Origin of the sequence: Flavobacterium sp. KMS (assembly GCF_000813005.1) — a bacterium.
Taxonomy (GTDB): domain Bacteria; phylum Bacteroidota; class Bacteroidia; order Flavobacteriales; family Flavobacteriaceae; genus Flavobacterium.
The window spans coordinates 1-11722 of the sequence record NZ_JSYP01000011.1; the positions used below are offsets into that span (position 1 = coordinate 1).

Consider the following 11722-nt stretch of genomic DNA (forward strand, 5'->3'; position numbering starts at 1 on the left):
TTTTATGCAAAGGATGAGTTTTGTTTTTCACCTGTTCATATTCTTTTATTAAAAAACGATACTTTTCTAAATAGTTTCGCTCTAAAGTGGAATCTTGACTATTATTTCTCATCGTAACAAAATTTATTAAAGTTAAATTTTGTTACCGAAATATCTAACATTTACAGAAAAGACAAGATTATGGAGTTTAAATACCTTCAAATTAGTTACTATTTCTTTTTATTTTGATGCTCCTTGCGTAATTACTAAATCGATTTAGTATAATGTTTATAAAAAAATCTCACCAATGATTGTAAGACATTGGTGAGATTTTTTTTAAGTTATTTTCTAGTTAAACCCTAGTTTTACTCGTACTCTTTCCAAAACTTCATTAGCAATAACTGCTGCTTTTTGGGCTCCTTTTTTAAGTAAAGCATCTACTTCGTCAAGGTTATTTATGTAGTAATTGTATTTTTCTCTTTCGGTTTTAAATTTCTCAGTAATCAATTCAAACAAAGCTTGTTTGGCATGACCGTAACCATAATTTCCACCTAAATAATTTCCTCTCATTGTGGCAATTTGCTCTTCAGTTGCGATTAAAGCATAAATTGCAAATGCATTACAAGTATCTGGATTTTTAGGATCTTCAAGTGGAGTACTATCCGTTTCGATACTCATAACTTGCTTACGTAACGTTTTATCGTCTGAGAATATATCGATATAATTATTAGCCGATTTACTCATTTTCCCTCCATTAGTTCCAGGAATTAACATACTGTCTTCTTGAATTTTAACTTCAGGAATTACAAAAGTTTCACCCATTTGGTGGTTAAAACGAGAGGCTACATCACGTGTAATTTCTAAATGTTGCATTTGATCTTTTCCAACAGGAACAAACTCTGCATCATAAAGCAAAATATCTGCTGCCATAAGCATTGGGTACGAGAACAAACCTGCATTTACATCGTCAAGTCTGTCAGCTTTATCTTTGAAAGAATGTGCTAATGTCAACCTTTGGAAAGGAAAAAAGCAGCTTAAATACCAAGTTAACTCAGTTGTTTGTGGAACATCTGATTGTCTGTAAAAAGTAACACGGTCAATATCCAAACCAAAAGCAAGCCAGGCAGCAGCAACGCTAAAGGTATTCTCTCTTAGAATTTTACCATCTTTTATTTGTGTAATCGAATGCAAATCTGCGATAAACAAAAATGAATTGTTTTCTGGTTTGTTAGATAATTCGATTGCAGGAATAATTGCTCCCAATAAGTTGCCTAAGTGCGGCGTTCCAGTACTTTGTACGCCTGTAAGTATTTTTGCCATGCTAAATTTTTTCTTAACCGCAAAGTTCGCAAAGTTTTACGCAAAGTCCGCAAAGTTTTTCTCAAAGTTTTTATTTATCGGAAAGAATGTTACGTTTTTTGCTTCAGAATTGCGTTTATGAACAAATGTAGATCAACACTAATTTTAAAAATCCATTTAATCTTTATAATCTGTGGCAAAGTTTTTTACCGCAGAGATCACAAAGTTTTTCGCAGAGTGCACAAAGTTTTAACTACAGATTATAAAGATTAATGAGGTTTTTTAACTGCAAAGCATTAAGTTTTCGTAAAGTTTTTTACCACAGAGAGCACGAAGTTTTTCGCAGAGAACACAAAGTTCAGCCACAGATTATTAAGATTAACGCGGTTTTTAAATACGGAGAGGTCAAAGGTTTTCGCAAAGATAGTAAGTCTTTTTTACCGCAGAGAGCACGAAGTTTTTCGCAGAGAATATAAAGTTTAGCCACAGATTATTAAGATTAACGAGATTTTTTAACTGCAAAGAACACAAAGGTTTTTGTAAAGTTTTTTACCACAGTGTGCACAAAGTTTTGTGGAATTTAGAAGTTGTTAATTACTCTTCTGATTCCGTTTTTTAGTAAAATTTCATTGAAATTTATAAGAAGACCTAGTTTATAGTTTCCCAATTTTAAGTAGGTTAACGTTTGTGCTAAATGAATTGTATTTAAAGATTCTACGCTTTTAAGTTCAATTATTAGTTTGTTTTCTACCAATAAATCAATACGATAACCACAATCTAGTTTTACGTCTTCAAAAGTTATTGGCATTGCTTTTTCTTTCTCTACAAAAAGACCATGTTTCGTAATTTTGTAAAATAAACATTCTTTATAGGCATTCTCTAATAATCCTGGACCAAGTGCTTTATGTACTTGAATCGCTAATCCGATAATTGCTGTTGATATTTCGTTTTCAGTCATTAGAATTTTGAATAAAACATCAAATTTAACACATTTTTTCTTATAATTATTCTTTGTTTCATAAAGGGTTAAATTCTCACTTTCTTTTCTCTGCGAAAAACTTTGGGCTCTCTGTGTTAAATAAACATCTTGTTAATTTTGCGGTAAATAAAAAAGTTTGCAGTTAATTTCAGTGCTAGTAAATTCTTTTTTGCAAAATTCATTTCTCTTTTATTACTTTTGAATCTATGAAAGGATTTAAAATTGTTTTTTGGGTTATTTGGCGTGTTTGGTTTTATGTTTTAATGGCCATCCCGATATTGGTAATGTTTCCGTTTTTAGTACTATCGATTCTTACCGAAAGTGGCTATCCCTATTTCTTTAAAATGGCAAGAATTTGGGCAAAATTTATTCTTTTCGGAATGGGTTTTTATTACAAAGTAGAGAAGGAGCAAGCTTTAGATCCTAATAAGAGCTACATGATTGTGGCTAATCATACTTCGATGACTGACATTATGCTAACGTTGGCTATTATTAAAAATCCGTTCGTTTTTGTTGGAAAAAAAGAACTTTCGAAGATTCCATTGTTCGGATTTTTCTACAAAAGAACTTGTATTCTAGTTGATAGAAAATCATCTAAAAGTAAAATGGATGTTTTTAACCGAGCTCAAAAGCGTTTGAGTCAAGGTTTGAGCATTTGTATTTTTCCTGAAGGTGGAGTTCCAGATGATGAATCGATTGTTTTGGACGAGTTTAAAGATGGCGCTTTTCGTTTAGCAGTTGAGCACCATATTCCGATTGTTCCGATTACTTATGCGGATAATAAAAAGCGATTTTCGTATACATTTTTTAGCGGAAGCCCAGGAAAAATGAGAGTAAAAATTCACTCGTTTATAGAAACAGCAAATCTGAATCCAGAAGATAGAAAAGATCTTCGTGATCAGGTAAGACAGCTGATTTATAAGCAATTGTTAGTGTTTCGCAAAGACAAAATCTTTCAGGAAGATATTGTCTTGCAAAAACAAGAGTCAAGCGTTAATTCTTAAAAAGTAAATTTTGCCTTATCGATGAATGATTTTTTTCGAAATAAAATTCATTACAATTCTTAATTTTCTTTTTGTTATCCAGTGATTTTGGAATAACGTTTCCAGTTTCTTCTTCATCTTTTATGTTTTAAAAATTCATAACAATGAGCCTTTTTAAGGCTTAAAAACTACTATTCTTTGTATAGATGTGATTTTTAGAAAAAGGTTGCGTAAAAAGCACAAAAAAACCCGAATTATATTCGGGTTTTATATTTTAGGCGCTTGCCAATTCTTTGATATGTGCTTTAATCTTAACTTCTAGCTCTTCTGCCAATTCAGGATTGTCTTTAATTAGCGATTTTACTGCATCACGACCTTGTCCTAATTTTGTTTCACCGTAGCTAAACCATGAACCTGCTTTTTTAACGATTTCAAATTCAACAGCTAAATCTAAAATTTCTCCTGTTTTAGAAACTCCTTCTCCGTACATAATGTCGAATTCGGCAGTTTTAAAAGGTGGAGCAACTTTGTTTTTAACGATTTTTACTTTGGTTCTGTTACCAATTACGTTATCACCGTCTTTAATTTGAGATGAACGACGAATATCGATACGTACCGAAGCGTAGAATTTTAATGCATTACCACCCGTTGTTGTTTCTGGATTTCCAAACATTACACCAATTTTTTCTCTTAACTGGTTAATGAAGAATACTGTACAATTTGTTTTGCTAATTGTACCTGTAAGTTTACGAAGTGCCTGAGACATTAAACGTGCGTGAAGACCCATTTTAGAATCTCCCATTTCTCCTTCAATCTCACTTTTTGGTGTTAAAGCAGCAACAGAGTCAATTACCACAATATCAATTGCTCCAGAACGAATTAAGTTCTCTGCAATCTCTAGTGCTTGTTCTCCATTGTCTGGTTGAGAAATAATTAGGTTCTCGATATCGATTCCTAATTTTTCAGCATAGTTTCTATCAAAAGCATGCTCAGCATCAATAAATGCAGCAATTCCACCCGCTTTTTGAGCTTCGGCAATAGCATGTAATGTTAGTGTTGTTTTACCAGAAGATTCTGGTCCGTATATTTCGATAATTCTTCCTTTTGGGTAACCGTTTACTCCTAAGGCTAAATCTACTCCTAATGATCCTGATGAAATTGTTTCTACTTCAACAATGGCTTTATCGCCCATTTTCATCACGGTTCCTTTTCCGTAAGTCTTATCAAGTTTATCAAGCGTAAGTTGTAGCGCTTTTAATTTGGCTTCTTTCTCTGAACTCATCTCTTTTTTTTCTTTTTCTTTCATGTGAATTTTTATAATTTTTTCATTTCAAAACAAATCAGAAAGTTAATAACTTGCTGATTTAGATTTGTATCAGGCTTGTAATTCAGTTATTTCAAATAAAATTTCTTCCAGCTTACGGGTAATTTCTTTTTGGGATTTTGAAGCTTCAATTTTTACAGGATGTTCCCAATTTTCATTTTTGATAATGTATATTTTGAATATACCGTTATTTTTTGAAACATTTCCATACCAGCCTAAGTCTACAATTAGATCTAGTCTTTCTAGTTTGATTTGCAGTAAATCTTCACAAAGATAGAATAGATTATTTTCTTCAGCATATTCTAATTCAGGATCATACGTGTAAAATTTATTTTCAATTATTTTACAATCAATCGGCATTCTGAATTTTTGTAATTCTAGTTTCATTTTCAAAAAGTTACCCTAATGTTTTGATTTCAACTGATTTATAATTTTGTAAAATTAGTTCTTTTTTTTGAAGTTTGATTCTCTCAAATTGTTCCAAATTGTCACAAATTTCACTATAAAAATAAAGCCTTTAATTCTGTAGCTTCAGAAGGTTTTATTTTCCCGGCAAGTAGTAAACTCAATTGTTTGCGACGTAAAGCAGCATCAAAACGTTGTTTTTCAAGGTCAGTTTCCGGATCAATTGGTGGTACTTCTACTGGTCTTCCTGTATCATCTACTGCTACAAATGTGTAAATGGCTTCGTTAGCTTTTGTACGAAATCCCGATTCGCGATCTTCAACCCAAACGTCGATAAATATCTCCATAGAACTTTTAAAAGATCTGGACACTTTTGCTTCAATTGTTACAACAGCACCCAGGGGAATTGCTCTGTTAAAAGCCACGTGATTTACAGAAGCTGTAACTACAATTCGGCGTGAATGTCTTCGGGCAGCAATACTTGCAGCACGATCCATTCTGGCCAATAATTCGCCACCAAATAGATTGTTTAAGGGATTTGTTTCGCTTGGTAAAACTAAATCGGTTAATATTGTTAAAGATTCTGAAGGATGTTTAGGTTTCATTTAATTGTTATGTTGTTGATTTTTAATATTTTAATAATTAAAACATTAAAATGTATTATTTGGCTCAAATGTAATCAATAATTAGATTTCTTAGAATGTTAGTCTTCTTAGATTTTTGATAAATTATTTAAAGCTTTAATCTATTCGTTCTCCTTTGATGTTCAAATAAAATGTTTCGCCGTTAAGTTCTACTTCTGTTCTTTCTCCGCAATAGCATGTCATAGAATCGTATTTAAAAGGAATTATAGTTTGTCCTTTTTTATTGATTAATCCCCATTTATTATTAATACTTGCTGAAGTATATTCGCCATCAAAAGCAAAGATTGAATCATATTTTAAAGGAATAATTTCTTTACCTGTTACATCGATGTATCCTACTTTTTCTTTAAGAATAACTTGTGCAATATTCCCTTCCAGAGCGAATATTTTATCATATTTAGGAGGAACTACTTCTTTACCTTTTGCATTCATTAACCCCCATTTGTTGTTTGTAACTATTATTGCAAAACCATTCGTAAAATCAAAGGCATCATCGTATTTTAGAGATACAACTTCTTTTCCTGTTTGGTCAACAAATCCAGTTTTGTTGTTTAAAGTTACTAATGAAAAACCACCTTCAGACCCATAAACTTTATCATATTTTATTGGAGTTATTTCTTTTCCGTTATTATCGATTAAACCTTGTTTTTCGTTAATGACAACAATTGCTAAACCATTATGATAGGCAAAAATCTGATCGTATTTTGGTGCTACAATTTGTTTTCCAGCTTCATTTACGGTACCATATTTAGAACCTTGTTTTACAGCAAAAAAGCCTTCTTCGGGAGCTAAAACTTCGTCGTATGTAGGAACTAGTATTTCTTTGGCGTTTAAATCGATAAATCCATATTTATTATTAAGAACCGTAATGAAATAACCCGAGTCTGGAGCAAATATTCTGTCATATTTAGGCGCTAAAATTTCTTTTCCTGTATTGTTTACAATACCCGATTTATTGTTTTTAACTACAATAAAAAGTCCTTCTTTTGGAGCAAATATATCATCATATTTAGGCGCTAGTATTTCTCTTCCTGTTCCATCAATAAAGCCCTGTTTTTTATTTTTAACGACGATAAAGAAACCTTCTTCTGGCGCAAACATCTTATCATATTTTGGAGCCAGGATATAGTTTCCTTCTTCATCTATTAATCCCCATTTATCTGTAACAGGATCTGAATAAGCTTCTTGTGCAATAGTTTTTCCTTGAGTTATTAATGCTAATAATAATAAGAATATGGTTTTGTTTAATTTTAGATGTTTCATAAAATGAGATTTCAATTTTTAGAAGTACGTTCTCCTTTTGAGTTAATATAAAATGTTTTTCCGTTTAGTTTTACTTCTGCGATACCCTTATTAAACGGCGTTACTCCGTCATATTTTAATGGGATAACTTCTTTGCCAGTTTGGTCGATAAATCCCCATTTTTTGTTAAGAAGTACTAACGTAAGACCGTCACTTAACCAACCAATATTATCATATTTTATGGGAGTTATTTCTTTTCCGGTTTTATCGATTAGTCCGTATTTGTTGTTAATGATTACATTGGCTTGACCTTTATTAAAAAAGCCTGTATCATCGTATTTTAGAGATGTTATTTCTTTGCCATTTTGGTCGATGAATCCCCATTTGTTATCAAGGGAAACTGATGAAAATCCTTCTTCAAAGGGGGTTACCATGGTGTATTTTAGGGGTGTTATTTCGTTTCCTTTTTCGTCTATAAATCCCCATTTATAATCTAGTACTATTGGTGCGAAACCTTCATCAAATGAATAAATAGCATCATATTTTGGTGAACAAATAACAATTCCTTTTTCGTTTTTTAGTCCGTACTTATCTTGTATAGAATCTATAAATACTTCTTGGCCAAATGATTTTCCTTGAAATGAGAATATCAAAAAAAGATAAAAAATGTGTTTGCTCAATTTTAAATGATTCATAAATTTTAAATTTCAGGTATTTGTTTCTCGACTAGAAATTCTGATAATCATCTAGTTAGTTAGAAACAAATAGTTGTTCACCAGATGTTATATCAAGTAACATTTGGCTTAAAAAAATGGTTAAAACAGGGAAGTTTGTTTTATAAATCTATTGAACTATTTTTCTTAGTTTAACCAATAAACGCCAATAACAGCTGGAATGAAATAAATTGCAATTGTTCTTGCACCATCATAATCCTTTGCCAATCGTTGTCCAAAAAGTAACATTATTAGTGTAATACAAGAAAAAATTGCGCCGTAGAATCCAAATTCTCTTCCGCTGTTTAAGAATAATTGTATTGAACCAACGATACATAAAATTCCTGAAATTAATTCTAAAACCAGAATATTAAATAAGGCAAGTGGTACTTGGTTCTTAAGTTGTGTTTGGGAAAAATGTCCCTTTAGCCAACTTACATTATCTTTCCAATAAAATATTTTGTCGTAAGCAGATTGAATAAATGTAACAGCTAAAAATACTAAAATTAGTATGGAGGCAATATTGTTCATCTTTTTATTTTTTATGAATTAAACGTGTTAGTTTTATGGATAAATCGGTTAAAATAATTTTTGCATTTCCGTTACGCTCAATATGATACATCGCATCAGAAAGCTCTTTGAATATATCGTTTATGTTGTTTCCATTTACAAATGGAGCAAAATTCTCTAGTTTAAACTTCTCTACTTTTGGTTCCATATATACCAAACTCGGTGCTTGATAATTAAGCAAAAGTGCCTGACGAAACATCTCTATACAAAATTCTAAAAATTTCTTCTGGCTTTCTCTTCCTAATCCTGCAATTTGCTCGCTCCAAACTATTAAATCCTGAATAGCTGCTGCATTTCCTTTGGCTTTAAATGCGGCACGAACCCAAGTAACAAACCATTGTTCAAATGGATATTCATCATCATCATTTCTTAGTAAATGCAAGGCTTTGTTGAAATTTCCTTGTGCTTGATGCGCTATTTTTAATGCGGCATTGGTTTCTATATTTTGTTTAGCAACTAATGCATCGGCAATTATTTTTTCGCTTAATCCATTAAAATGAAGTACTTGACAACGTGATCGTATAGTCTGAATAATTGATTCTTCGTTTTCTGATATTAAAATAAACATCGTTTTATCAGATGGTTCTTCTAATAATTTCAAAAGTTTGTTGGATGCAGCAATATTCATTTTATCTGCCATCCATATAATCATGATTTTATAACCGCCTTCATAAGATTTTAATGAAAGTGATTTTAAAACTTCCTGAGCATCTTCTACCCGAATTTCTCCTTGTTTGTTTTGTACGCCAAGAATTTTATACCAATCAAATAATCCACCATATGGTGTTTCCTGAATGAAATTACGCCAATCCTGAATAAAATCTAAACTCTTAGGTTTAGTTTTTACATCTTCGGTTGTTACGGTTGGATATATAAAATGTAAGTCGGGATGGGATATAGACTGAAACTTTAAGTTGCAGGAAGCATTCCCATTTTCATTATCTGATCCAGAATTCCCACACAATATATATTGTGCGTATGCGATAGCCGCGGGTAAAGTTCCGGAGCCCTCTGGACCTATAAATAATTGTGCATGAGGGATCCTACCCGAAGAAGCACTTTTTATTAAGTGGTTTTTAATGTAATCTTGTCCTAAAATTTCAGAAAATAGCATGAAGCAAAGATAGTAGAAAATGATTTAGTCAAAAATTTTCAGAAATAAAGTTTGATGTCAATCTTGGCTCGATAGTGTTCTTAAATTTAAAATCTAAAAAGACAGGAATGATCCATTTAATAGTTTTAAACATTGTTTTGGGATTTTTAGTTAATTTCTTTTTAAGAAAAATAAAAAATTAACAAAAAATCCCAGATTGGGTGTTTTATCAAATATATATTAACATTTTCTTGTTAATATCATTTTGGCTTAATTAAAAAAGGTAAGGTTTTTTTTAGTAATTAAAATATTAACACGTTGATAATTAGTCTACTAAAATAGCCTTATATCCTACAAAACTGTTTTTTTTAAACTGTCAAAAAAAATCGACAAAGAAGCGTATTTTGTCGTTTAATAGCCTTTTTTTGTCCTATTTTGGCTCTTTTTGTTTAAAAAAAAGGATAATAAAAATTGCAAGTTAACTTTATTTATATATTTTTGTTTTTATAATTGAATTTTTAAAATCAGAATTTATGAAAGGGAAAATTATTTTTTTAAGCATCTTTTTAATGTTGTCAACTGAGGTGGTATCATCTCAAGCTAAAAATGCTCCCCAAAGCATTATTAGTACAACTGCACTGATTAGGAAATACCATGATCAGAAAGAATTAAAAGGTATGCAAAAAGGTGAATTGTTAGAATTATACATCGAGCGTATCAAAGTATTGGTAAAAACTTTACCTTATATTGCTTTGGCTACTAAACCAGGAGTTACGATGGCTGATCTAGGTATCCCGATGGATAGTGAAAACAAGAAAATCCAAGATGCTCAAGTAGCGTCGACTAATTCATTCCTAGATGTAACAGTAGAATTTCAGAGAAAAATGATGCCTTACTCTGATAAAGATAATTTAGTTGCAGCAATTTTGTTTTATGAAAATACACTTAAAACGTTGCACCTTTTCAATGAAAATAACGAATAATTTGAATCTATTTATGTCTTAAATCTCATTAATTAGAACGTATAATGAGATACAGGATATTTATACAACTCGTTTTCGGCGTTTTCTTTGATTTATCAGGAAAACTCCGAAATGAGTTTTTTTAATTTCATTAACTCAAATATCACTTTAGTGTTAATATTAAAACCTACTACCATGAAAAAATCATTACAAATTATTTGGATTGCCCTTTTTGCTGTGTGCAGCGTAAATGCACAACAAGAGAAAGGTATAATGGGTTATAGCAACTGGTTAAACAACTGGACAGAATTTAAACCCAACAAAGTTGATTATGGTGAAGCCAATCAGATTTTGGCTGGAAAAATATCAGTAAATACAAAATTATTAAAGAAGAATATTTACGTTCTTCAAGGTAATGTTTATGTAACAAACAATGCCGTACTTACAATAGAGCCAGGAACATTAATCATTGGTGATTATGATTCTAAAGGAACTCTTGTTATTACTAAAGGTTCTTCGATTATAGCTGATGGTTTAGAAACGGACCCAATCGTTTTTACTTCAAACAAAGCTGTTAAGAAAGCTGGTGACTGGGGTGGAATTGTAATTTTAGGGGATGCTCCGATAAATAAATTTGGAAACATCTCATCTGTAAATTATGATCTTGATCCTTCATTAACTACTTATGGTGGTGATAATACTACTGCAAATTCAGGTATTTTAAGATATGTTAGAATCGAATTTGCTGGTAAAAAAGTTAAAGGTTCTGGAAATTTCAACTCACTAACTTTGGCTGGTGTTGGAAGCAAAACAATTTTAGAAAACGTTATGGCTAGCTTCTCTGGAGGTGACTCATTTGATATGATTGGTGGAGATTTAAACATTAACAAATTTGTTTCTTATAAGTCTATCAACAACGATTTTAAATTTACTCAAGGAACTCAATGTAAAATATATAACTCTCTTGCAGTTAGATCTTCTTATTTAACTAGTAATAAAGAAGGTTCTCGTTGTATGGAAGTTGCTTCTTACGATAAGAAAGAAGAGACTGATTTTACTAAGAAACAAACGTTGGTTACTGCAGCTAATATTACCATGCTAAATGATAGCGATAACATTAGTGCAGATATTCAATCTGGATTAGTAAAAGAAGCTATTTACGTAGGTAGTAATGCAGCTATCGAGCTTAAAAGAAGTGTTATCTCTGGATTTAATCCAGCGGTTGTATTAGATAGTAAAATTGAGATCAACGATGCTAATTTGAAAAAAATTAAAATTGAAGAAATGTATTTCAATTTATGTAAAGGAAATATTTTCTCAGAATTTAATTCTAACAATGAAGACTTAGAGAACTGGTACGGAAACAGTATCTTCTTTAACGTTTATTCTCAAAGTAATAATAACGAAACTTTTATAGATATCTCTAATCCAAAAAGACCGGACTACAGACTTAATATTGGTAAAATTACAGCTTCAAACAAATAGTTTACCTACTTGTTTGTTTGATTCTTAATTTTTTAAATACAATT

General features: G+C 31.2%; 12 protein-coding genes. 3 read left to right on the top strand and 9 right to left on the bottom strand.

Annotation, left to right across the window (positions count from 1 at the left end):
- Positions 1-327: 327 nt before the first annotated feature.
- Entirely contained in the window at positions 328-1299 is a 972-nt protein-coding gene (gene trpS, locus OA93_RS11750; protein ID WP_039113439.1) for a tryptophan--tRNA ligase, read from the bottom strand.
- Between the two features lie 559 nt (positions 1300-1858).
- Entirely contained in the window at positions 1859-2236 is a 378-nt protein-coding gene (locus OA93_RS11755) for a GxxExxY protein (RefSeq protein WP_039113441.1), read from the bottom strand.
- Positions 2237-2463: 227 nt separating this feature from the next.
- On the opposite strand from OA93_RS11755, the gene OA93_RS11760 reads away from it, so the two are divergent.
- A complete protein-coding gene (locus tag OA93_RS11760) occupies positions 2464-3261 on the top strand; it encodes a lysophospholipid acyltransferase family protein (protein ID WP_039113442.1) in 798 nt (265 codons plus the stop codon).
- 253 nt (positions 3262-3514) lie between these two features.
- Here OA93_RS11760 and recA read toward each other — a convergent pair whose 3' ends face one another.
- The 7 genes from recA to OA93_RS11795 form a co-directional block, all read right to left on the bottom strand.
- A complete protein-coding gene (gene recA, locus OA93_RS11765; protein WP_039113820.1) occupies positions 3515-4522 on the bottom strand; it encodes a recombinase RecA in 1008 nt (335 codons plus the stop codon).
- A gap of 93 nt (positions 4523-4615) precedes the next feature.
- Positions 4616-4951, bottom strand: a complete 336-nt coding sequence (locus OA93_RS11770) for a hypothetical protein (RefSeq protein WP_039113443.1) — start codon at positions 4949-4951, stop codon at positions 4616-4618.
- Positions 4952-5064: 113 nt separating this feature from the next.
- Positions 5065-5574, bottom strand: a complete 510-nt coding sequence (locus OA93_RS11775; protein WP_039113444.1) for an acyl-CoA thioesterase — start codon at positions 5572-5574, stop codon at positions 5065-5067.
- Positions 5575-5709: 135 nt separating this feature from the next.
- On the bottom strand, positions 5710-6876 hold the full coding sequence (locus OA93_RS11780) for a WG repeat-containing protein (protein ID WP_052259436.1): 1167 nt from the start codon (positions 6874-6876) through the stop codon (positions 5710-5712).
- 11 nt (positions 6877-6887) lie between these two features.
- Positions 6888-7550, bottom strand: a complete 663-nt coding sequence (locus OA93_RS11785) for a WG repeat-containing protein (protein ID WP_052259437.1) — start codon at positions 7548-7550, stop codon at positions 6888-6890.
- 165 nt (positions 7551-7715) lie between these two features.
- Positions 7716-8099: a DoxX family membrane protein gene (locus OA93_RS11790; protein ID WP_039113447.1), complete on the bottom strand. Its 384-nt coding sequence runs from the start codon at positions 8097-8099 to the stop codon at positions 7716-7718.
- A gap of 4 nt (positions 8100-8103) precedes the next feature.
- Entirely contained in the window at positions 8104-9252 is a 1149-nt protein-coding gene (locus tag OA93_RS11795) for a hypothetical protein (RefSeq protein WP_039113448.1), read from the bottom strand.
- A 512-nt stretch (positions 9253-9764) separates the two neighbouring features.
- Between OA93_RS11795 and OA93_RS11800 the strand changes: the two genes are divergently transcribed.
- Together OA93_RS11800 and OA93_RS11805 are read left to right on the top strand one after the other, a co-directional pair.
- Positions 9765-10214: a hypothetical protein gene (locus OA93_RS11800; protein ID WP_035618624.1), complete on the top strand. Its 450-nt coding sequence runs from the start codon at positions 9765-9767 to the stop codon at positions 10212-10214.
- A gap of 174 nt (positions 10215-10388) precedes the next feature.
- On the top strand, positions 10389-11678 hold the full coding sequence (locus OA93_RS11805; protein WP_039113823.1) for a hypothetical protein: 1290 nt from the start codon (positions 10389-10391) through the stop codon (positions 11676-11678).
- Positions 11679-11722 lie beyond the last annotated feature (44 nt).

Bases quoted from the DNA above. Each gene is read 5' to 3' on its own strand.
- trpS (WP_039113439.1), bottom strand. From the start codon at position 1,299: ATGGCAAAAATACTTACAGGCGTACAAAGTACTGGAACGCCGCACTTA.
- OA93_RS11755 (WP_039113441.1), bottom strand. From the start codon at position 2,236: ATGACTGAAAACGAAATATCAACAGCAATTATCGGATTAGCGATTCAA.
- OA93_RS11760 (WP_039113442.1), top strand. From the start codon at position 2,464: ATGAAAGGATTTAAAATTGTTTTTTGGGTTATTTGGCGTGTTTGGTTT.
- recA (WP_039113820.1), bottom strand. From the start codon at position 4,522: ATGAGTTCAGAGAAAGAAGCCAAATTAAAAGCGCTACAACTTACGCTT.
- OA93_RS11770 (WP_039113443.1), bottom strand. From the start codon at position 4,951: ATGAAACTAGAATTACAAAAATTCAGAATGCCGATTGATTGTAAAATA.
- OA93_RS11775 (WP_039113444.1), bottom strand. From the start codon at position 5,574: ATGAAACCTAAACATCCTTCAGAATCTTTAACAATATTAACCGATTTA.
- OA93_RS11780 (WP_052259436.1), bottom strand. From the start codon at position 6,876: ATGAAACATCTAAAATTAAACAAAACCATATTCTTATTATTATTAGCA.
- OA93_RS11785 (WP_052259437.1), bottom strand. From the start codon at position 7,550: ATGAATCATTTAAAATTGAGCAAACACATTTTTTATCTTTTTTTGATA.
- OA93_RS11790 (WP_039113447.1), bottom strand. From the start codon at position 8,099: ATGAACAATATTGCCTCCATACTAATTTTAGTATTTTTAGCTGTTACA.
- OA93_RS11795 (WP_039113448.1), bottom strand. From the start codon at position 9,252: ATGCTATTTTCTGAAATTTTAGGACAAGATTACATTAAAAACCACTTA.
- OA93_RS11800 (WP_035618624.1), top strand. From the start codon at position 9,765: ATGAAAGGGAAAATTATTTTTTTAAGCATCTTTTTAATGTTGTCAACT.
- OA93_RS11805 (WP_039113823.1), top strand. From the start codon at position 10,389: ATGAAAAAATCATTACAAATTATTTGGATTGCCCTTTTTGCTGTGTGC.